A 21,117-nucleotide genomic window follows, 5' to 3' on the forward strand; every position below is an offset into this window, starting at 1 on the left:
ACAGCCTCAGGACTCGCCGACGTGCTCGGCCTCGCCCAGCAGGCGCTCGACCTCGTCGTGGAGGAACGGCTCGCCCTCGAGCGCGGCGGCGAGCTCCTTCGCCCGCTCCAGCAGGTCGCGATCCGCCCGCAGGCGTGTGAACCGCAGGTCGGTCAGCCCCGACTGGCGGGCGCCGACGAGCTGACCCTCGCCGCGGATCTCGAGGTCGCGCTCCGCGAGCTCGAAGCCGTCGGTCGTCGAGGTCATCGCCTCGAGCCGCTCGATCGCCGACTCCGAGAGCTCGTCGCGGTGACGCGAGACGAGAAGGCAGAAGGACTGCTCGGCTCCCCGACCGACACGGCCTCTCAGCTGATGGAGCTGCGCCAGGCCGAAGCGGTCGGCCTCCTGGACGATCATGATCGTCGCGTTCGGGACGTCGATGCCCACCTCGATCACGGTCGTCGCGACGAGCACCTCGAGCTCCCCGCGGGAGAACGCCCCCATCGTCGCGCGGCGCTCGGCCGTCTTCAGGCGCCCGTGGACGCAGCCCACGCGATACCCGGCCAGCTCGTGCTCGCGGAGTCGCGCCGCCTCGTCCTCGGCCGCACGGGCGAGGGTCGTCTCCGACCCCTCGACGAGCGGGCAGACGACGTACGCCTGGCGGCCGTCGTCGAGGTGGCGACGGAGGCGGGTGTACGCCTCGGCACTCCGCTCCTCCGTGACCCAGGCCGTCTTGATGGGCTTGCGGTCGGCCGGCGGCGCGGAGATCTCGGAGACCGCGAGGTCGCCGTACACGGTCAAGGCGAGCGTCCGGGGGATCGGGGTCGCGGTCATGTGGAGCACGTGCGGGCTTCTCCCCTCCGCGAGCGCGGCGCGCTGCTCGACGCCGAAGCGGTGCTGCTCGTCGACGACGGCGACGGCCAGGTCGGCGAACTCGACCTCTCGCTGGATCAGCGCGTGCGTGCCGACCGCGATGCCCACGTCGCCGGATGCGACCAGTTGATGCGCGGCGCGGCGCTCGCGTGCGGTGAGGCTCGAGGTGAGGAGCGCGACACGGACGCCGAGCTCCGCGCACAGCCCCTCGATCGTGAAGAAATGCTGCTCGGCGAGCGTCTCCGTCGGCGCCATCAGGGCGCCCTGGCGTCCTGCCTCGACCGCGCGCAGCAGTGTGTAGAGGGCGACGGCGGTCTTGCCGGAGCCGACGTCCCCCTGCAGCAGGCGCTGCATCGGCGTCGTCCGGGCCAGATCGGCGTCGATCTCGGCGATGGCGCGGTCCTGCGCCGCCGTGAGCGTGAACGGAAGCACGTCGCGGTACGTGGCGACGAGCTCCGCCGGGGGTGGCAGCGCCTCGGCCACGAGCACCTCCCGCTCCGCGGTACGTCGTCTGAGGGCGAGCTGGAGCGTGAGCAGCTCGTCGAGCGCGAGGCGCCGGCGGGCCCGCTCGGCCTCGGCGTCCGAGCGCGGCCGATGGAGCCGGACGAGCGCGTCGGCGCGCAGCGGCAGTTGGTCGCTCGCGCGCACGACCGCAGGAAGCGGCTCGCCCCCGTCCCGTGCGAACCCGAGCGCGGCCTCGGTGACGGTGCGCAGCGTCTTCTGTGCGAGGTCGGCGGTCGACGGATAGACCGGCGCGAAGTCCGCGGTCTCCGCCGCATCGCCGATGTCGTAGGAGGAGACCTGGAAACCGAAGCGGTTGGGCTTGCCCCGAAGCCGCAGCCGCGTGCCCGCTGCGAGCTTTCCCTCGAGCCACGGCTGGTTGAACCATGTCGCGCGGATCTCACCCGTCGCATCGGTGACGTGGGCGGTGAGGATGTGGAGCCTTCCCCGCCGACGGGCAGAGGCCCGGCGCACGACGACGTCGAGCACCGCCTCCTCGTCCCCGAAGAGCTCCGCGATCGTCCGCTCCTCGGCGGGCGACTCGTAGCGCCGTGGGCGGTGCGCGAGCACGTCGCCGACCGTCGCGATCCCCAGGCGCCCGAGCTTGCGACGGACGGCCGGGCCGACACCGGGGAGCGTCTCGACTGGCTGCTCGAGCGCACCCGCTCGTGGGATCGTCCGCGTCGGCGGCCAGCGCCCAGGCGGGTCCACGCCGGTGAAGCCGGCGAGCTGCCGGGTCGTCGGTGTCGCGGGCACCGATCCCGAGTCTACGGAGCGCCCCGGAGGGCGGCCCGGGCGGTGTGGGGCACCGGCGGAGGGCGGCTCCGCCGCCTCGCGCCGGCTTGGCCTGGTCGCGTCAGGAGTCCTGGAACCAGAAGAAGCCGACGGCGCCCGGTCCGGCATGCGTGCCGACGACTGCGCCGAGCAGCTCGACGAGCTCGAGCGTCGCCTTCGGCCGCACCTTGCGGGCCATGTCGGTCAGCACGTCGATCCACTCGGGGGCGTTCGCGTGCGCGATCGCGATGCGGAGGCCGTCGCGGTCCTCGGTCTCGGCTACGAAGACCTTCGCGAACTCCTCGAGCGCCTTCTGTCGCCCGCGGACTCGGCCGAGGGGGACGATCACCCCGTCCTCCACCGTCAGGATCGGCTTGACGTTCAGGAGCGACCCCGCGAGCGCCTGGGCCTTGCCGATCCGCCCGCCCTTCTGGAGGTACTCGAGGGTGGCGACGGTGAAGACGACGCGGTTCGACCCCTTGAACCGGTCGACCAGCCGTGCGATCTCGTCGTCCGTCGTGCCCTGCTCGAGCCGGCGGTCGATCGCCTCGGCGAGCAGCGCGACCGCGAGCGACGCCGTCTCCGTGTCGACCAGCCGCACCCGGTCGCCCTCGAGCTGCTCCGCGGCGCGCTGCGCCGACTCGAAGGTGCCGGACAGCTTCGACGTGAGGTGAAGCGACCAGATCCGCTCGAACCCTGCCGCGGCGAGCTCCTCGTAGCAGGCGAGGAAATCGGCAGGCGTGGGCTGGGAGGTGGTCGGCAGCGTCTTCGCCGCGGCGAGCCTCTCGTAGAACTCCTCCGGGCCGATGTCGACGTGGTCGCGCAGGGGCTCGCCGTCGAACAGCACGTAGAGCGGGACGAGCCGCATGTTGGCGTGCCGGTCGCGGGCGTGGACGAAGTCGGAGGTCGAGTCGAGGACGATCGCCGTGTTGCCCCGCGTCAGGTCCACGGCCGGAACCCTACTCGGGCTCGGAGCGGGCGTCCGCCCCGTCGCTCCGAGGCGAGCTCGCCGCAGCGGAGCGGATTGCCTCGGCGAGGCCTTCCATGGGACCTCCCTTCTCCACGAGCCCGACGGCGCCCGCCCGCAGGATCTCCTCGCGCTCCTCCGCCGTCGCCTCCGCGGTGAGGCACAGCACAGCCGCCCCGGAGGAGGCGATCACGGCGCGCGTCGCGGCTGCCCCGTCGAGCCCGGGCAGCCGGTAGTCCATCACGACGACATCCGGGGCGAGCTCGCGAGCGGCACGGGCCGCGTCTGCGCCGCTGCCGACGGCGCCGACGACCTCGAGGCCCGGCTGCAGCCCGAGGAGGAGCTCGAGCGAGGACCGGTAGACATCGTTGTCCTCGACGAGGAGGACGCGTGCCCCCACCGCTACTCCGCCGAGAGGAGAAGCGGGTAATGGGGCTGCCCGCCCCACTTGACGTCCGGCTCCAGGCCGCGAGCCTCGATCCTGGCCTCGATCTCGTCGGCCGCGGGCGCTCCCTCCCCGCGGAGCACCTGCACCAGCGAATGACCCTCTGCCGAGAAGCTGTCGAGGAGCGCGTCGAGGACCGCCCAGATCTCCGCGTCCGTCGCGAAGGCGCGACCGTCGAGCATCCCGAGGAACTCCCCTTCGGCGGCCGTGACGCCGTCGACCGTGGCGCTCCGCGATGCGCGGGTGATCTCCCCGACCGCGACGCGGCCGACGGCCTCCTTCATCGTGGCCTCGTTCGTGTCGACGTCCTTCCCGGCGTCGAACTCGAAGGCAGCCACGATCCCTTCGGGAACCGAGCCGGTCGCGATCACGCGGACGTCCTTCGTGGACTCCGCCGCCGCGTTCTCGGCCGCGAGGCGAACGTTCGGGTTGTTCGGCAACACGATCACGTTGTCCGTGTTCACTGCTGTGACCGCCTCGAGGATCTGGCCGACCGACGGGTTCATCGTCTGACCTCCCTCGATCACGATCGCGGCGCCTTCGCTCCGGAGGATCCTCGCGTTGCCCGGGCCCTGCGCCACGGCGACGAGACCGACCTCCGTCGGAGGCGCCTGGGCGGCCGCGTGCAGCTGTGCGAGCCATCCCTCGCGCTCGGCGGCCTGGCTGTGCATGTCCCCGATCTCGACGCGCGCCGCGTCGACGACGCCGACCGCCTTGCCGACCGCGATCGCGCCGTCCGGCTCGTCCGTGTGGACGTGCACCTTCGCGACGGTCTCGTCCCCCGTCACGAGCAGGGAGTCGCCGAGCGGCTCGAGCTGCGCGTGCAGCGTGTCGAGGTCGAGCTCCTGCCCCTCGATGACGAACACGGTGCAGTACCGGAACTCGGACTCGTCGTGGTGGATCGAGTCCTCGGTGAGCTCCTCGGTCACGTCGGGCACGTCCGGCAGCGGCTCGCCCGTCAGGCCGTGGAGGGCGCCCCGTACGAGCTCGAGCAGCCCCGCGCCGCCCGCGTCGACGACGCCGGCCTCACGGAGCTTGTCCAGCATCTCCGGCGTCCGCTCGACTGCGTCCTCGCCGCGCGCCACGACACGACGGAGCGCCTCCACGACGGAGAGCGCGCGCGCGTCGGGAAGCTCGGCCTCCTCCGCCATCTCGCGGATGACCGTCAGCATCGTGCCCTCCACCGGCACCTTGACCGCCTGGTACGCCGTGGTCGCCCCGGCGCGCAGCGCGCCGGCGAGGACCGTGGCGTCGACCCGGTCGGTCTCGCCGAGGACACGGGCCAGCCCGCGGACGATCGTGGAGAGGATGACGCCCGAGTTGCCCTTCGCCTCCATCGTGGCCGCGCGCTGGGCGTCGGCCGCCAGCTGCGCGGTCGTCGTCGCCGTCGAGCGCGCGAGGGCCTCGACGATCCCCTCCATCGTCTTCTCGAGGTTGGTGCCGGTGTCGCCGTCCGGCACCGGGTAGACGTTCAACGCATTGATCCGCCTGCGATGGCGTCGAATGCTCTCGAGCGAGCACGTCGTGAGCCGCATGACGGTGGCGTGATCGATCAACTCTTCGCCCTCCGCGCGCTGTCGACGTGGACGTCGACAGCCTTGACGGGGAGGCCGGTGTGGCGCTCTACCTCGTAGGCGACGCGGGAGCGCACCATCGACGTCACCTCGGCCAGGTTGACGCCGTAGTCGACGACGACGTGCAGCTCGAGGGCGAGCCCGTCGTCCGCCTGGCGGACGCGGACGCCCCGGTCGTGCTTGCCGCGGGTGAGCAGCCGGAGCGGCCCCCGGCGGCCCGCCTGGTCGACGACGCCGAACGACTCCTCGACGGCCCGGCCGGCGACCGCGGCGATCGCTCCCGTGGTCATCGTCACGCGCCCGAGGTCGGTCTCCCGCAGCACGACCGTGCCCTTCTTCACGGCGCGAGTCTAGTGCGCGCGCTCCGCGTGCCGGGAGGCGCGGCGCCTCGCCGGCTCCGCCGCCGGGAGCGCTCAGCGACGTCAGGCAGGCGGCCTGGAGGCCGGCTCCGCGGCCGGGAGGGCACGCCGGCCGGTCGCGTCAGAGGGCTTTGGTGACCTTGCCGGCCTTGAGACAGCGCGTGCAGACGTAGTCGCGCGTCGGCTTGCCGTCGAGGACGAGCCGGACCCGCTGGAGGTTCGGGTTGAAGCGGCGCTTCGTGGCCACCATCGAGTGCGACCGGTTGTTCCCGGACGCGGGCTTCTTCCCACAGATGGCGCAGACCCTCGACATGCGGCCGGCCATGGTAGCAACGTCGGGGAACCGCGGTCCCCCGCGAACGCCCTCCTGCAGCTGGTAGACCCGGGAGCGCTCTGCCGTGGCGGGCGGCTCAGCGAGCCGCGGCAGCCCGCAGGTTCGCGAAGAGGTCGGCCATCTCGAGCGCCGTGCGCACGGCCTCGGCGCCCTTGTCGACCCTCGGGGCCGCCTGATCCGGCCGGTCGAGGGTCAGGACGCCGAACGCCACGGGAACGCCGGTCTCGATCGCGGCCAGCTGGAGCCCCGAGGCCGCTTCGCTGGCCACGTAGTCGAAGTGGGGCGTGTCCCCGCGGATCACGCACCCGAGCGCCACGACACAGGCGAAGCGTCGCGTCTTCGCAAGCGCCATCGCCGCGATCGGGAGCTCGAAGGCGCCCGGGACCGGCATCACCGTGATCGAGCCCCGCTCGACGCCGGCGGCGCTGAGCTCGTCGAGCGCGGACTCGAGGAGGCGGCGCGTGACGTGGCCGTTGAAGCGGCTCACCACGATTCCGACCGCCCGTCGCCCTCCCCGAGGCTCGCCCTCGAGCACCGGGTACCCCGGTGGGATCGAGAGCTCGCCGGGCGCGTGCTCGGCGCTGCTCTCTGCAGAGGCCGGCACGTCGTCGCGCTCCGTCTCGACGACGGCCTCCTCGGCGGCCACGGCCTGCGCTGCGTCCGGCTCCCCGTCGACATCTTCGGCGGCGGCCGGCGCGTCCTCGGCTACGCGCGTCTCGACCGGCCCGGCGCCGGAGCCCGGCTCCGGGGCGGACCCGTCTCGGTCCTCGACGGAGTCGCTCGGCCATCCGCCGAGGACGTTCTCGCTCGCACGCTCCAGGTCGTCGCCCTCGCCTGCCCACGACCGCTCGTCCTCCGGCCGGTCGCGATCGTCCATTCGGTTCACCCCACCTTCCTCAGACGTCGTCCGGGTCGTAGCGCTCGTCCTGGTGGCGAAGCCTCTCCCCGATCGTGTGGCCGAGCTTCTCGCGCTTCGTCGCCAGGTACTCGCGGTTCTCGTCGTTCGGCTCCACCTCGATCGGCTCCTGGGAGACGACCGTCAGCCCGTAGCCGCGGATGCCGGAGATCTTGCGCGGGTTGTTCGTCAGCACCCGGATCGTGGTCAGGCCGAGATCCGTGAGGATCTGGGAGCCGATCCCGTACTCGCGCGCGTCGGCCTTGAACCCGAGCTCCAGGTTCGCCTCGACCGTGTCGCGACCCTGCTCCTGGAGCTCGTAGGCCCGGAGCTTGTTGAGCAGCCCGATCCCCCGTCCCTCCTGGGCGAGGTAGAGGAGCACGCCCATCCCCTCCTGCTCGATCCGCGCCAGAGCGCGCTCGAGCTGCTGGCCGCAGTCGCAGCGCTTCGAGTGGAACACGTCCCCCGTGAGGCACTCGGAGTGGACACGGACGAGGACGTCCTCCTTGCCGTCGACGTCGCCCTTGACGAGCGCGACGTGCTGCTTCCCGGTCAGCGTCTCGCGGTAGGCGACGGCCTGGAAGTCGCCGTAATCGGTCGGCAGGCGGACCGACACGACCCGCTCGATCAGCCGTTCCGTGCGCCGCCGGTACTCGATCAGGTCGGCGACGGTCACCAGCTTCAGCCCGTGGCGCTCGCAGAACTCGACGAGGTCCGGGACCCGGGCCATCGTCCCGTCCTCGTTCATGATCTCGCAGACCACCCCTGCCGGCGAGAGGCCCGCGAGCGTGGCGAGGTCGACGGCCGCCTCCGTCTGGCCCGACCGCTTCAGCACGCCCCCCGCGCGGGCGCGGAGAGGGAACACGTGCCCGGGGTGGACGAGATCCTGGGCGGTCGAGGTCGGGTCGACAGCGACCTGGATCGTCCGGGCGCGGTCGGCTGCCGAGATGCCGGTCGAGACGCCGTCGCGGGCCTCGATGGAGACGGTGAAGGCCGTCGCGAACGGGGCCTCGTTCTGGTCGGTCATCTGGCGCAGGCCGAGCTCGTCGCAGCGCTCGGGCGTGAGGCAGAGGCAGATCAGCCCTCGGCCGTGCGTCGCCATGAAGTTGACCGCGTCGGGCGTCACGAACTGCGCTGCCATCGTCAGGTCACCCTCGTTCTCGCGGTCCTCGTCGTCCACGACGACCACGAACCGCCCGGCGCGGATCTCCTCGATCGCCTCTTCGATCTTGGCGAACGGGCTCGTCGTCACTGCGCTCACCGGGCCATCGTAGCCTGGGTCAAGTAGAGCCTCTGGCCCCCAGGAGGCGCTCGACGTACTTCGCGAGCACGTCGATCTCGAGGTTCACGGGCTGCCCCGGGACGAGGTCGCGCAGCGTCGTCGCCGAGAGCGTGTGCGGGACGAGCGCGACGGCGAAGGCGTCCTCGAGGAGCTCGGCGACCGTGAGCGAGACGCCGTCGACCGTGATCGACCCCTTCTCGACGCAGTAGCGGAGCACCTCCGGCGGCGCCTCGACGACCACGCGAAGGCCCTCTCCCTCCGCCTCGACCGAGCCGATCCGCCCGACGCCGTCGACGTGGCCCTGGACGAGGTGCCCTCCGAGCGGGTCACCTGCCCTGAGCGCCGGCTCGACGTTGACCTCACCGCCGTCCTGCACCTGCCCGAGGGTCGTGCGCCCGAGGGTCTCGCCGACCGCGTGGAAGCGCAGGCGACCCTCGTCGACGGCCTCCGCGGTGAGGCAGACGCCGGCGATGGCCACGGAGTCTCCGACACCCGTGGACGCCGCGGTCACGGGGGCCTCGACGACGAGCGTCCGCCCGGCCTCGCCGCCCTCCGCCTCGACCACGCGCCCGACCTCGCGCACGATCCCGGTGAACACGACGCGAGGCTACCGCCCTAGACCTCGTCGCGCAGCCGCCAGTCGAGCAGGACATCGGCGCCCACGAGCTCCACGGTCGGCTCACCGAGGTCGAGCGGCTCCGGCAGCTCGCCCAGCCCCGCGGGGCCGCCGCCCGCGAGCACGGGCGCGACGAACACGAGCAGGCGGTCGACCCAGCCGTGTGCCAGGAACGACGCCGCGATCGTCGGCCCACCCTCGAGCAGGAGGGACTGGACGCCCTCGGCGGCCAGGGCTCCCAGCTCCTCCTCGGTACGGCCGCTCCGGAGCTCGAGCTCCGAGCCGTCCGGAAGCGGCCCCCGGCCGAACGCGAGCCGCCGCGGCGGGCGGACGACGGGGACGTCGCGGGCGTCGAGCCGCGGCGCGTCGGCGTGCACGGTGCCCATGCCCACCCCGACGGCGTCGACCGAGGCGCGCAGCTCGTGGACGCGGCGACGGGCGGCGACGCCGCTCACCCAGCGACGGCGCGGCACCGCCGCACGACCGTCGACCGAGAGTGCGAGCTTGAGGATCACGTACGGGCGTCCTAGCGCCGCCCAGGTCCGCCAGGCCTCGTTCTGCCGCCTCGCCTCCCGAAGGTCGAGCAGCTCGGTCTCGACCCCGGCCTGCCGGAGCCTCACCGCCCCTCCCCCTCCGCTCGGGCTCGGGTCGCGGCACCCGGCGACGACGCGCGCGACGTGCGACTCGAGAATCCGGTCGACGCACGGTGGTGTGCGGCCGTGGTGGGCGCAGGGCTCCATCGTCACGAAGAGCGTCGCGCCGCCTGCCCCGGCCCCGGCCTCGTCGAGAGCAACCACCTCCGCGTGCCTGCCTCCGGCCGGCTCGGTGACACCCTCGCCGAGCGTCGTCCCGTCCGCTGCGACGACAACCGCTCCGACCGTGGGGTTCGGGTACCCGTTGCCCGGCGAGCGGTCGACCAGCTCGAGGGCGCGTTCGATGCTCACGCGGCGGCTGCGGCGAGGCGGAGGTACGCGGCCGCGGGATCCGCAGCACCGAACACGGCGCTGCCGGCGACGAACAGCGACGCCCCGGCCCGGCGGAGAGAAGCGATGTTGACCTCCCCCACGCCCCCGTCGACCTGGATCGGGACGTCCACGAGCGTCGCGAGCTCGAAGACCCTGTCGACCGCCTCGGGCATGAACGCCTGCCCCGAGTAACCCGGGTCGATCGCCATGCAGAGGATCAGCTCGGCGCTCGCCTCGGCAGCGGCGGCCGCCGCCCGCCCGGGGCTCGTCTCCGGGTTGAACACGACCCCCACCGAGAGCCCCAGCGAGCGAGCGCGCTCCGCGACCGCCGCGGGGTCGCCCGCGACCTCGACGTGGAAGGTGACCGAGTCCGCGCCGGACGACGCGAACTCCTCGAAGTGGTGTGCCGGGTCGTCCACCATCAGATGGCAGTCGAGCACCCCGCCCGCCTCGTGGATCACCGGGGCGATCGAGCGGAGCACGACCGGCCCGATGGTCACGGGCGGCACGAAGTGGCCGTCGCCGCAGTCGAAGTGGAAGACGCGGCACCCCACCGCGAGCAGCGCGTCGATCTGCTCGCCGAGCCGCCGGAAGTCCGCCGCGTAGAGCGACGGCTCCACCTCGGCTCCGCCGCGAATCCAGTCGCTCCACGCCACGCCGCGATCGTACTCGGGGCGCCGAGCGGCGCCCGTGACAGGGTGTCCGCGGTCGGGGCGCTCAGGGCCTGGTCAGCCGCGCGACGAAGAAGCCGCTGGTGCCGTGCACGTGCGGCAGCGTCTGGAGCAGCTCGGGGCGGGAGCGACGGCGGAACGAGGGCCATTCATCGCCGAGCGAGGCGTCGAGCTCGACCAGGCCCTCGCCGACGGCCTGGTCGACGATCTCCTCGTTCTCCGCCGCGTTGACGGTGCAGGTGGAGTAGACGACCGTCCCGCCCGGCCTCACGCGCTCGATCGCCGCGCGCAAGAGCTCTCCCTGGAGCTCCGGCAGCGGCTCGGCCCTCCAGCGGAGATCCGGGCGCGAGTCGAGCACCCCGAGACCGGAGCAGGGCGCGTCGACGAGCGCGCGGTCGAAGCCATGGAGCTCGGACGGCAGCTCGCGCGCGTCCGCGTGCACGACCCGGACGTTCGACGCGCCGAGACGGCGCGCGGACTTCTCGAGCTGCGCGGCCCGGGCCTCGTCGACCTCGACGGCGACGACCTCGCCGGCGAGCATCGTCGCCTTGCCCCCGGGCGCCGCGCAGAGGTCGAGCGTGCGCTCCCCCTCGCGCGCGCCGACGGCGTGCCCGACGAGCTGGGACCCGCGGCTCTGCGGCCAGATGCGCCCCTCCGCGAGCGCCTGCTCGTCGACGCGGTCGACGACCCATGCCCCGGGGATCAGCGGGTCCTCGCTGCCGGTGATCGTGCCGCGGACGAGCCTGACCGCCGTCTCCGGCTCGTCGTTCTGGGCGACCATCAGCGCGCGGGCCTCCTCGGGGCCGAGCTCGCGCCACCACGTCTCCGCGACCCAGTCCGGGTAGGAGTGGCGCAGAGCGGCCTCCTTCGCGGTGTGCTCGGGAAGGGCCTCGCAGAGCACCCGCGCCCCGTCGGCGAGCCGGCGGAGGACGGCGTTCGCGAACGAGACTGCCCGTTCCAGGCCCGCCCCGCGGACGAGCTCCACCGACTCGTTGACGGCGGCGTAGCGTGGGACGCCGTCGAGGAACGCCAGCTGGTACGCGCCGAGGCGCAGCGCCGCGCGCACGGGTGGGTCGAGCTTTCGCACGGGTCGCCGGCCGAGCTCCTCGATCGCGTGGTCAAGTGTCCGCACCCGCTGGACGGAGCCGTACGCGAGCCGCCGGGCGAGCGCCCGGTCGCGGTCATCGAGCGAGGCCGACTCCGAGCGGAAGGCGCGGTCGGCGTACGCGCCGTCCTCGAAGACCCGCCGCAGCACGGCGAAGGCCGTGCGCCGGGCAGGTGACACCTCGCTCACCTGAGCCCGCGGCGCCACGCCTCGGCGGACATCCTCCGGCCGCCCTCCGGCTGCACCTCGAGCGGCTCGAACCGCCCGTCGGCGCCGACCCTGGCCCGCCACACGGTCACCCGCCGCCCCTCGAGCTCCGCTCTCGCGCCGATGTGGGGACTGAGCGCCCTGACGACGCGCACCAGCTCCTCGGCCGGGCGGGTGAGGTCGAGCCATCGGTCCTCCGGACGGATCTTCTCCGCGTACGTCGGCTCACCCTGCTGCGGCTCGAACCGCGGCTCGGGCCGGGCGAGCACGTCGTTGAGCAGCAGGGCCGCGGCCTCTGCCGCCCTCGCGTACACGGCGCCCGCATCGTCCTCGGGGCCGATCGGGAAGGCATCCTGTGCAGCGACGGGGCCGGCGTCGAGCGCGGCGACCGTCTCGTGGATCGTGACACCGGTCTCCGCGTCGCCGGCCATGATCGCCCGCTCCACGGGCGCGGCTCCCCGCCACCGCGGCAGCAGGGACGGGTGCACGTTCAGCCAGGCACGCTGCGAGAGCAGCTCGCTCGGGACGAGGAGCCCGTAGGCGCAGACGACCACCGTGGCAGCGTCGAGCTCGAGCCCGGCCGCCGGCCGCTCGGGCTGCAGGATGGGGATCCCGAGCCGCTCCGCGACCTCCTTGGCAGGTGGCGCCGCGAGCCGGCGTCCCCTCCCGGCCGGGGCGTCGGGGCGGGTCAGCAGGGCAGCTACGTCGTGCCGCTCGGCGAGTCGCTCCAGCACGTCCGCACCGAACGGCGCGGTGGCGGCAACGGCGATCCGGGCCACGAGCCCTGCTACGAGGTGAGCACGAGCCGGGGGCGCAGCCGGCCCAGCGCCTCGCGGCGAGACTCCGCGTCACTGCGTTCGAGCATCAGCCTGCCGTCGAGGTGGTCGGCCTCGTGTTGCACGATCCGCGCGGGAAGCCCCTCGAGCTCGAGCGCAACAGGCTCTCCGTCGATGTCCTGGGCGGCGAGCGAGACCCGCGTCGCACGCTCGACGGGGACGCGCACCGAACCCAGCGAGAGGCACCCCTCGACGTCGACCTCGGTCTCGTCGCCGACCGACGTCACGACGGGGTTCACCAGCACGTGGTCCTCGCCGTCGAGCGTGCAGACGAACATGCGCCGCAGGATCCCGACCTGCGTCGCCGCGAGCCCGATCCCGTCCGCGTCGTGCATCAGCCCGATCATCCGCTCGCTCACCTTGCGGAGCTCGGCGTCGAAGGACTCGACCACGTCGGCGCGCATGCGCAGCACCGGGTCCCCGTACTGGCGGATCTGCGAGAGCGCGATCTCCTTGCGGACAAGCCGCTCCGCCTGCTCCTGCGCCTCGGCCTCGGTCAGCTCGTCGTGCTCGGGGTCGTCGTCGTGCTCGTCGCCGTGATGGTGCTCGTGCTCTGCCACGAGGCGAGTCTAGCCTTCGGCGGGGCCGATCACGGCCTGCGTCTGGAGCGTGCGGGAGACGAGCCGGCCCGCCTCGTCTCGGACGTCGACCTGCACGACGATCGTCATACGGCCGGCGTGGACGAGCCCCGCGCGCGCGGTCACGGAGCCCTCACGGACCGCTGCGAGGAAGTTCGTCTTCGCCTCGATCGTCGCCGTCGTCGCGCCTGGCTGCAGATTGAGGAAGGCGAGCGTGGCGGCCGCGACGTCCGCGAGAGACATCAGGTACCCACCGTGCAGAACGCCCGCAGCCGTGCAGCGTTCGGGCGCCCAGGCGCCGCGGACGACGACGGCTTCCGGGCTGCCCTCGACACCCTCGAAGCCGAGCAGCGCCGCCAGGGGCATCGCCTCGCGGATCATCGCGGTGACGCGCTCGTCCATCCGGCGCGTCCTACAGGGACTGGGGGTCGACATCGACGACTGCGGTCAGCCCGTCGCGGCGCATCGTTCGCGCCGCCGCGGCGAGGAGCGCCGACGCCCGACGGGCGAGCGCCCGCGGCTGCGTCGTCTTCGCGATCAGCTGCGCCCTGTGACGCCCTCGCAGCCGGAGCACCGGCGCCGGCCCGAGCAGCACCGCGTCGTCCGCGTCGAGCCGTCCCCGCAGCTCGCGCAGCGCCGCGAGCGGGGCGCCCGGCTCGGGGCCGGCGACCAGGATCGAGACGAGGTGGCGGAAGGGCGGGTAGCCGAGGACCTCACGGCGCTCGAGCTCGCCCGCGAGGAACCCGGCGACGTCGTGGTTGACCGCGTGTCGGAGCGGCGTGGCGTCGGGCTGGAACGTCTGCACCAGGACCCGGCCGGGCGCGTCGCGGCCGCTGCGCCCTGCGAGCTGGGTCACGAGCTGGAACGTTCGCTCCTCGGCCCGGAAGTCGGGGAGGGAGAGCCCCGTGTCGGCGTCGACGACCGCAGCGAGGGCGACCCCCGGCAGGTGGTGCCCCTTCGCGACCATCTGCGTGCCGACGAGCACCGCACGGTCGGCGGAGCCGAAGCGCTCGAGCACGTCGCGCACAGCCCCGCCGCGGCCCGAGACGTCCGCATCGAGCCGGAAGCGCTCGAGCTCCGGCATCCGTCGCTCCAGCTCGGTCTCGAGGCGCTGGGTGCCGGCACCGATGCGCGCGAGCTCGACCGAGCCGCACTCGGGGCACTCGCGTGGCACCTGCTCGCTGCGCCCGCAATGGTGGCAGTGCAGGGCGTGGTCGGCATGCAGGGTGAGCGCGACGTCGCAGTCGGTGCAGCGCCGCGAGACGCCGCAGGCGCGGCAGTGAACGGCGGGCGCGACGCCGCGGCGGTTGAGCATCAGGATCGCCCGGCCGCCGTCCTCCACGAGCACGCCGAGTGCCTCGAGCAGCGGCGCCGAGAGCGGGTAGCCGGCCTCGCGGCGCAGATCGACGAGTCCCACGCGCGGCATCGGCGCGCCGATGCGCGCGGGGAGCGACGAGCGCCGCAGGCGCGCCCAGCTCTCCGGCCTCGGCGTGGCCGAGCCGTACACGGCGACCGCCCCCTCGAGGGCGGCGCGCTTGGCGGCGACCGTGCGCGCGTCGTAGCGCGGGTCCGACTCCTGCTTGTAGGCGGTGTCGTGCTCCTCGTCGACGACGATCAGGCCGACCCCGCGCATCGGCGCGAACACCGCCGAGCGCGCGCCGACCACGATCCTGGCCTCCCCCCGGGCGATCCGGTCGCGCTCGTCGCGTCGCTCTGCGTCGCCGAGCGACGAGTGCAGGATCGCGACCTGGTCGCCGAACCGGTTCCGGAAGCGTCCCACGGTCTGCGGCGCGAGCCCGATCTCCGGGACCAGCACGATCGTCCCCAGACCCCGCGCGAGTGCCGTGGCGCAGGCCTGGAGGTACACCTCCGTCTTGCCGCTGCCGGTCGGCCCATCGAGCAGGATGTGCTCGCCGACGCCCTCGTCGAGCGCGGCGACGATCCGCTCGACCGCAGCCTGCTGGCCCGGGGTCAGCGCGGAGGGCTCCGGCTCGCCGCCGAAGGACTCGCGGGACGCCGGCGACGGGCGCTCTCCACGCGGCGAGCGGCGACGCGGGGCGACGAGCTCGAAGGCCCGGGCCGGTGTCGAGCCGTAGTAGTCCGCGAGCCAGAGGGCGAGATCGACGAGCGGCGCGGGGATCTCGTCGAGAAGCTTTCCGGCGGCGACGGGGACGATCCCGGGGGGAGCCTCGACCCCGACGTCGGAGACCACCCCCCGGGTCGCGCTCCGGCCGAGGCGCACCGCGACGACCGCGCCCTTCGCGACGCTCTCGGGGACGTCATAGGTGAACGGCCGTGCGAGCGAGCGGGTCGAGACGAGGGGATAGACGGTGGCGAAGGGCATCGGCGACCAACGTACCCGCGCGTCCGGCGGTGGCGACTCGCTCGCGCATGCCTGCGGAGGAGGGTAAGGTCTGCCTTACATGAGCGGTACCACAATCCGTCTCGACGCGGTCACGAAGCGCTTCGGCGACGTGGTCGCCGTGGACGGTGCCCAGCTCGAAGTCGCGCGCGGCGAGATCGTGGCCCTGCTGGGCCCGTCGGGCTGCGGCAAGACGACACTGCTCCGCACGATCGCGGGCTTCGAGCGACCCGACGGCGGGGCGATCGAGATCGGCGGCAGGCCCGTCGCGGGCGACGGCGCCTGGCTGCCTCCGGAGGCGCGCGGCGTCGGGATGGTGTTCCAGGACTACGCGCTCTTCCCGCACCTGACCGTGGCGGAGAACGTCGGCTTCGGGCTACCAAGGCGCGATCGAGCGCGCCGTGTGCCGGCGCTGCTCGCGCTCGTCGACCTCTGCGGGCTCGGCGGCCGCTACCCGCACGAGCTCTCCGGCGGCCAGCAGCAGCGCGTTGCCCTCGCACGGGCGCTCGCGCCGGCCCCGGCGATCGTCCTGCTCGACGAGCCGTGGTCGAACGTCGACCCCCAGCTGCGCGCGGAGCTTCGCAACGAGGTCTCGTCCGTCCTCCGCCCGCTCCGGGTCACCGCGATCCTGGTGACCCACGATCGCGAGGAGGCGTTCTCGCTCGCCGACAGAATCGCGCTGATGCGAGACGGCACGATCGTCCAGGTCGGGACGCCGGAGGAGCTCTACTTCGCTCCCGCCAACCGCTGGTCGGCGGAGTTCCTCGGTGCCGGCAACGTCCTCCCCGGACAGGTCGCGGCCGGAGCGGTGCACACTTCGATCGGCGTGTTCCCGGCCAACGGCTTCGCCGGGCCCGTCGAGGTGCTGGTGCGGCCCGAGCTGGTCGCGCTCGCCCCCGATCCCGACGGGCAGGGCGAGGTCGTCGCGCGGGAGTTCCGCGGGCACGACGTCTTCTACCGGGTTCGCGTGGACGGGCTCGAGGTCGTCTCCCAGCGGCCCTCGAACGAGGTCGTGCCGCTCGGGGCGCGCGTCGCGGTCCACCTGCACGACGGGCGCGTCGCGGTTCTCCGCTAGGTCGACTCGCCTCGTTGTAAGGTGCGCCTTACAAAGTTACCTTGGCACACCTTGCTTCGGGAGGACGAATGAGAGCCATGACAGCGCTGGCTGTGCTCCTCGCGGCGGCCGCGGTCGCCGGTTGCGGGAGCGACGGGTCGGACGGCCCGATCACCGTCTACTCGGGGCGTGAAGAGGAGCTCGTGGCGCCTCTCTTCGACCGGTTCACCGAATCCACCGGCATCGACGTCGAGGTTCGCTACGGCGACTCGGCCGAGCTCGCGGCGACCATCGCCGAGGAGGGGGACAACTCGCCGGCCGACGTGTTCTTCGCGCAGGACCCCGGCTCGCTCGGCGCGGTCGACGAGCAGCTCGCCGAGCTGCCGGCCGAGACGCTGGATCGCGTCGCGGAGCGATTCCGCGACGCCGACGGCCGCTGGGTCGGAACGTCGGGCCGGGTCCGCGTGCTCGTCTACAACACGGATCGCCTCGAGGAGGGCGAGCTTCCGAGCTCCGTCCTGGAGCTGACGCAGCCGGAGTGGCAGGGCCGCGTGGGCATCGCCCCGACGAACGCCTCGTTCCAGGCGTTCGTGACGGCGATGCGACTCTCCCTCGGCGACGATCGCACCCGCGAGTGGCTCGATGGCATGAAGGACAACGGCGCGAAGACGTACGAGAGGAACACCCCGATCGTCGAGGCCGTGGCGTCCGGCGAGATCGACGTGGGCCTCGTCAACCACTACTACCTCGCGCTCGTGCTCGAGGAGCAGCCCGACGCCCCCATCGCCAACCACCTGTTCGAGGCCGGCGACCCGGGGACACTCGTCAGCGTCGCGGGCGCGGGCGTGCTCTCGAGCACCGACCAGGAGGACGACGCCGAGGCGTTCGTGGAGTTCCTGCTCTCGGACGATGCACAGCGCTTCTACGTCGACGAGGCCGAGGAGAACGAGTACCCGCTCGTCGACGGGGTCGACCCGCCGGAGGGGCTCGTGCCCCTCGCCGAGATCGAGGGGCCGGACGTCGCGCTGACCGCGTTCGGTGCCGAGCTCGAGCAGACGGTCGAGCTCCTGCGCCAGACCGGCTGGCTGACGTGAACGTGAGCGCGGAGCTGCTCCCTCCGTGAGCACGGCCCGGGGAGGCCGGCCCTCCGGGGACGGCCCGCGGCCGCCACTCGCCCTCGCGCTCGCCGCGAGCGTGGTGGTCGCGCTCCTCCTCCTTCCGCTCGCCTACCTCGTGATCCGGGTCGCGGACGGCGGCCGCGCGCTCGACCTCCTCTGGGACTCCTCGACGCTCCGCCTCGTCGTCGACACGGTGTTGCTCGTCGTCGGCGTCGTCGTCGCGGCGATCGTCGTCGCCGTTCCCACCGCCTGGCTCGTGACCCGCACCGATCTCCCCGGGCGACGGCTCTGGGCGGTCGCGGCCGCCCTGCCACTCGTGATCCCGAGCTACGTTGCGGCGTTCTGCCTGCTCGGGTTCTTCGGGGAGCGGGGCCTGCTCCAGCAGGCGCTCGGCGTCGAGCGGCTCCCCGACCCGACCGGGTACTGGGGCGCCGTCGCGGCGCTGACGCTGTCGACGTACCCGTACGTGTTCATCCTCACGCAGGCGGCGCTCCGCGATCTGGATCCGGCGCTCGAGGAGGCGGCACGCGGCCTCGGCGTCTCGCGGTCCCGGGCGCTCCTTCGCGTGACGTTGCCCGCCGTGCGCCCCTCGATCGCCCTCGGCTCGCTGCTCGTCGCGCTCTACGCGCTCTCCGACTTCGGGGTCGTCTCGCTGATGCGCTACGACTCGCTCACCCGGGCGATCTACGTCCAGTACCGCAGCCTGTTCGACCGAACACCGGCTGCGGTGCTCGCGCTGGTGCTCGTCGCGCTCACGGCCGTCGCGCTTGCGCTGGAGCTCCGTACACGAACGCGGGGACGGCTCTGGCGGACGAGCCCGGGTGCGGCCCGACGCGCCCGGCCCGTCGAGCTCGGCAGGGCGCGGTACCTCGGCATGGCGTGGTGCGCGGCCGTGACGGGCTTCTTCCTCGTCCTTCCCGCGGTGGTCTTGCTCTACTGGCTCGCCCGGGGGATCGAGAACGAGCGAGGGCTCGACGTGCCGTGGAGCGAGGCGACGCACTCGCTCGGCGCATCCGGGTTGGCGGCGGTCGTCACGCTCGCCGCCGCGGTCCCGGTCGCCGTGCTGGCGCACCGGTACCCGTCTCGTACGTCGCGCGTGCTCGAGCGGCTCTCCTACGCGGGCAATGCCCTCCCGGGGATCGTCATCGCCCTGTCGCTCGTGTTCTTCGCCGCCCGCTACGCGTCGCCGGTCTACCAGACCCTCGGGCTGCTCGTCTTCGCGTACGCGGTCAGGTTCTTCCCCCAAGCCCTGTCGGGGCTCGACACGGCTCTGGCCCGAGTCAGCCCCCGTGTGGAGGAGGCCGCGCGGGGACTGGGCCGGGGCCCCTTCGCGACGATGTGGCTCGTCACGGTGCCGCTCGCCCGCTCCGGGGCGCTTGCCGGAGCCGCGCTCGTGTTCCTCTCTGCGATGAAGGAGCTGCCGGCGACGCTCCTGCTGCGCCCCATCGGCTTCGACACGCTCGCGACGGAGATCTGGGGCGCGACGCAGGTCGGGGCCTACTCGCAGGCCGTGGTCCCGGCTCTCCTCCTGATCGTGCTGTCCGCGCCCGTGCTCTGGCTCGTGCACGGTGACCGGAGGGAGCTCGCCGAGCCCGGCGGTTAGACTGCGCCCCGATGGCGGGCCACGGGCACTCGATCGACGAGTACCTCGAAGTGATCTACTTCCTCGCCTTCCCGATCGGCGAGTACCGGCCCGCGGGCGAGAGCGCCATCGCCTCCCGCGTCGCCGAGATGCTCGGCGTCTCGCGCGCGTCCGCGGGCGAGATGCTGAAGCGCCTCGAGACCGAGGGCCTCGTCGAGCGCGGCGAGCAGAAGGAGGCCATCCTCACTCCGTCCGGGATCGAGCGCGCGGAGAAGGTCGTCCGCAAGCACAGGATCATCGAGCGGTTCCTCACCGACTTCATGGGCTACACGGCCTCGGAGTCGCACGTCCATGCAGACGAGATGGGTGACACCTTCAGCGAGGAGATGATCGAGCGGATGTACGAGCGCCTGGGACGGCCCGACCGCTGCCCGCACGGGTGGCCCGTCGAGCCCGAGGTCGAGCAGACCGAGAACGTCGGCCTGGTCGCGCTCGCGGAGCTCGCGCCCGGCCAGCGCGGCGAGATCGTCCGCCTCGCCGAGCACGACGGCGACCTGCTCCACTGGTTCTACGACGAGGGGTACGTCCCCGGCTCCAACGTGGAGATGCGCGAGGCCCAGCCCGCCGCCGGGCAGCTCAAGGTCGTGCTCGACGACGGCGAGCGGGCGATCGGCGAGAAGGCCGCCCAGGGCCTCTACGTCCGCGTGGCGGCGTAGACGCGCGGCTTACATCCGGCTTACGCTCCGCTCACCGGATGCGAACGGCGCCGTGGTTCGCTTCCACGCAGGACCTCGTCGGGAAGGAGCTCGTCACGTGACCAGGATCGTCGCACTCGTCGCCGCCGTTGCCGCCGTCGCCTCGCTCGCGGTCGGAGCCTCCACCGCAGCCGCAGCCGAGCGGCCCTCTCTCGCCGACGACGTCGCGGCGCGGCTCGGAATCTCGCCGGAGCGTCTCCGCGAGGCCTTCCGGTCAGCGCTGGCGGCGCGGATCGATGCAGCAGTGGCCGCGGGAAGGCTGACTCCCGCGCAGGCCGCGAGGCTCGAGAAGCGCATCGCGAATGCGAAGGGGCTCGGGATCGGGATCCGGAAGGGCTTCGCGCAGAAGCACCGGGCGTTCGTGAAGCGGGTCGCCGCCAAGGGCCACGGCCTCGGCGCGGCCGCCGCGTACCTCGGGATGACGCGCGCCGAGCTCAGGGCGGAGCTTCGGAACGGGCACTCCCTGGCCCAAATCGCCGTCGCCAAGGGCAAGAGCGTCGACGGTCTCGTCGCCGCGATGCTCGCCAGGGCGAAGGAGCGCGCCTCGAAGGCGGTCACGAACGGACGGCTCACGCAGCAGCGGGCGGACGCGCTGCTCGCACGCCTGACGGAGCGCGTCGAGCGGCTCGTCCAGCGCGTGCCGGCGAGGCGCTAGACGGAGGTCGGAGTGGTGAGCCCGGCGGCCGCGCGGAGCGCGTCCGCCTTGTCGGTGCGCTCCCAGGTGTAGTCCGCCGAGTCGGTGCGGCCGAAGTGCCCGTAGGCGGCCGTCTTCGCGTAGATCGGGCGGAAGAGGTCGAGGTCGCGTACGATCGCGCCCGGGCGCAGGTCGAAGTGCTCCAGCACCAGCTCGGTGATCCGCTCGTTCGTCAGACCCGTCGCCTCGGTGCCGAACGTGTCCACGAGCACGCTCATCGGGTGCGCGACCCCGATCGCGTAGGCAACCTGCACCTGGCAGCGGTCGGCGAGCCCGGCCGCGACGACGTTCTTGGCGACGTAGCGGGCGGCGTAGGCGGCCGAGCGGTCGACCTTGGTCGGGTCCTTGCCCGAGAACGCGCCGCCGCCGTGCGGGGCGGCGCCGCCGTAGGTGTCGACGATGATCTTGCGGCCGGTGAGGCCGGCGTCCCCATCGGGGCCGCCGATCACGAACTTGCCGGTCGGGTTCACGTAGAGCTCGGCCTCGGGGCACATCCACCCGTCGGGCAGCGTGGCCCGGATGTATGGCCGAACCAGCTCGCGGATCTCCTCGGTGGCGCAGCCCTCGGCATGCTGGGTCGACAGGACCACC

General features: G+C 73.1%; 22 protein-coding genes. 5 read left to right on the forward strand and 17 right to left on the reverse strand.

What is annotated here, in order from left to right; translation table 11 throughout:
* Positions 1–6 precede the first annotated feature (6 nt).
* From recG to priA, 16 genes are all read right to left on the reverse strand, one after another.
* A complete protein-coding gene (gene recG / locus VFO26_RS08895; protein WP_325114597.1) occupies positions 7–2,109 on the reverse strand; it encodes an ATP-dependent DNA helicase RecG in 2,103 nt (700 codons plus the stop codon).
* Between the two features lie 100 nt (positions 2,110–2,209).
* Positions 2,210–3,076 carry a DegV family protein gene (locus VFO26_RS08900; protein ID WP_325114598.1) on the reverse strand — a complete coding sequence of 289 codons (867 nt, stop codon included), beginning with the start codon at positions 3,074–3,076 and terminating at the stop codon, positions 2,210–2,212.
* Between the two features lie 10 nt (positions 3,077–3,086).
* Positions 3,087–3,494 (reverse strand): response regulator transcription factor, encoded by a 408-nt coding sequence (locus VFO26_RS08905; RefSeq protein ID WP_325114599.1) that lies wholly within the window; start codon positions 3,492–3,494, stop codon positions 3,087–3,089.
* 2 nt (positions 3,495–3,496) lie between these two features.
* Positions 3,497–5,095 carry a DAK2 domain-containing protein gene (locus VFO26_RS08910; RefSeq protein WP_325114600.1) on the reverse strand — a complete coding sequence of 533 codons (1,599 nt, stop codon included), beginning with the start codon at positions 5,093–5,095 and terminating at the stop codon, positions 3,497–3,499.
* A complete protein-coding gene (locus tag VFO26_RS08915; RefSeq protein ID WP_325114601.1) occupies positions 5,092–5,454 on the reverse strand; it encodes an Asp23/Gls24 family envelope stress response protein in 363 nt (120 codons plus the stop codon). The genes VFO26_RS08910 and VFO26_RS08915 overlap by 4 nt, the downstream gene beginning before the upstream one ends.
* A gap of 139 nt (positions 5,455–5,593) precedes the next feature.
* Positions 5,594–5,785, reverse strand: coding sequence for a 50S ribosomal protein L28 (rpmB, locus tag VFO26_RS08920; RefSeq protein ID WP_325114602.1), 192 nt, complete (start codon positions 5,783–5,785; stop codon positions 5,594–5,596).
* Between the two features lie 97 nt (positions 5,786–5,882).
* Positions 5,883–6,683 carry a 6,7-dimethyl-8-ribityllumazine synthase gene (ribH, locus tag VFO26_RS08925; protein WP_325114620.1) on the reverse strand — a complete coding sequence of 267 codons (801 nt, stop codon included), beginning with the start codon at positions 6,681–6,683 and terminating at the stop codon, positions 5,883–5,885.
* A gap of 19 nt (positions 6,684–6,702) precedes the next feature.
* Positions 6,703–7,962 (reverse strand): bifunctional 3,4-dihydroxy-2-butanone-4-phosphate synthase/GTP cyclohydrolase II, encoded by a 1,260-nt coding sequence (locus tag VFO26_RS08930; RefSeq protein ID WP_325114603.1) that lies wholly within the window; start codon positions 7,960–7,962, stop codon positions 6,703–6,705.
* A 19-nt stretch (positions 7,963–7,981) separates the two neighbouring features.
* Complete coding sequence (locus VFO26_RS08935) at positions 7,982–8,581, reverse strand: riboflavin synthase (RefSeq protein WP_325114604.1); 600 nt, start codon at positions 8,579–8,581, stop codon at positions 7,982–7,984.
* A 17-nt stretch (positions 8,582–8,598) separates the two neighbouring features.
* Positions 8,599–9,543 (reverse strand): bifunctional diaminohydroxyphosphoribosylaminopyrimidine deaminase/5-amino-6-(5-phosphoribosylamino)uracil reductase RibD, encoded by a 945-nt coding sequence (gene ribD / locus VFO26_RS08940; protein WP_325114605.1) that lies wholly within the window; start codon positions 9,541–9,543, stop codon positions 8,599–8,601.
* Entirely contained in the window at positions 9,540–10,220 is a 681-nt protein-coding gene (locus tag VFO26_RS08945) for a ribulose-phosphate 3-epimerase (RefSeq protein WP_325114607.1), read from the reverse strand. Before VFO26_RS08945 ends, ribD begins: the two co-directional genes overlap by 4 nt.
* Positions 10,221–10,281: 61 nt before the next feature.
* Entirely contained in the window at positions 10,282–11,547 is a 1,266-nt protein-coding gene (locus VFO26_RS08950; RefSeq protein ID WP_325114608.1) for a transcription antitermination factor NusB, read from the reverse strand.
* On the reverse strand, positions 11,526–12,326 hold the full coding sequence (locus tag VFO26_RS08955) for a methionyl-tRNA formyltransferase (RefSeq protein WP_325114609.1): 801 nt from the start codon (positions 12,324–12,326) through the stop codon (positions 11,526–11,528). The genes VFO26_RS08950 and VFO26_RS08955 overlap by 22 nt, the downstream gene beginning before the upstream one ends.
* A gap of 8 nt (positions 12,327–12,334) precedes the next feature.
* Positions 12,335–12,943, reverse strand: coding sequence for a peptide deformylase (gene def, locus VFO26_RS08960; RefSeq protein ID WP_325114610.1), 609 nt, complete (start codon positions 12,941–12,943; stop codon positions 12,335–12,337).
* Between the two features lie 9 nt (positions 12,944–12,952).
* Positions 12,953–13,363 carry a PaaI family thioesterase gene (locus VFO26_RS08965; protein WP_325114611.1) on the reverse strand — a complete coding sequence of 137 codons (411 nt, stop codon included), beginning with the start codon at positions 13,361–13,363 and terminating at the stop codon, positions 12,953–12,955.
* Between the two features lie 10 nt (positions 13,364–13,373).
* Positions 13,374–15,305, reverse strand: a complete 1,932-nt coding sequence (priA, locus tag VFO26_RS08970) for a replication restart helicase PriA (RefSeq protein WP_325114612.1) — start codon at positions 15,303–15,305, stop codon at positions 13,374–13,376.
* Positions 15,306–15,384: 79 nt separating this feature from the next.
* Between priA and VFO26_RS08975 the strand changes: the two genes are divergently transcribed.
* From VFO26_RS08975 to VFO26_RS08995, 5 genes are all read left to right on the forward strand, one after another.
* Positions 15,385–16,398, forward strand: coding sequence for an ABC transporter ATP-binding protein (locus tag VFO26_RS08975; RefSeq protein ID WP_325114613.1), 1,014 nt, complete (start codon positions 15,385–15,387; stop codon positions 16,396–16,398).
* Positions 16,399–16,475: 77 nt separating this feature from the next.
* Positions 16,476–17,471, forward strand: a complete 996-nt coding sequence (locus VFO26_RS08980) for an iron ABC transporter substrate-binding protein (protein WP_325114614.1) — start codon at positions 16,476–16,478, stop codon at positions 17,469–17,471.
* Between the two features lie 25 nt (positions 17,472–17,496).
* Complete coding sequence (locus VFO26_RS08985) at positions 17,497–19,098, forward strand: iron ABC transporter permease (RefSeq protein WP_325114615.1); 1,602 nt, start codon at positions 17,497–17,499, stop codon at positions 19,096–19,098.
* Positions 19,099–19,109: 11 nt separating this feature from the next.
* Positions 19,110–19,793, forward strand: a complete 684-nt coding sequence (locus VFO26_RS08990; protein ID WP_325114616.1) for a metal-dependent transcriptional regulator — start codon at positions 19,110–19,112, stop codon at positions 19,791–19,793.
* Between the two features lie 97 nt (positions 19,794–19,890).
* On the forward strand, positions 19,891–20,487 hold the full coding sequence (locus VFO26_RS08995) for a hypothetical protein (protein ID WP_325114617.1): 597 nt from the start codon (positions 19,891–19,893) through the stop codon (positions 20,485–20,487).
* On the opposite strand, the gene VFO26_RS09000 is transcribed toward VFO26_RS08995, so the two are convergent.
* A partial coding sequence (locus VFO26_RS09000) for a methionine adenosyltransferase domain-containing protein (protein ID WP_325114618.1) occupies positions 20,484–21,117 on the reverse strand: 634 nt, incomplete at its 5' end. The two genes, VFO26_RS08995 and VFO26_RS09000, sit on opposite strands and share 4 nt — an antisense overlap.

It is taken from the genome of Gaiella sp. (genome assembly GCF_035710885.1).
Lineage (GTDB): Bacteria > Actinomycetota > Thermoleophilia > Gaiellales > Gaiellaceae > Gaiella.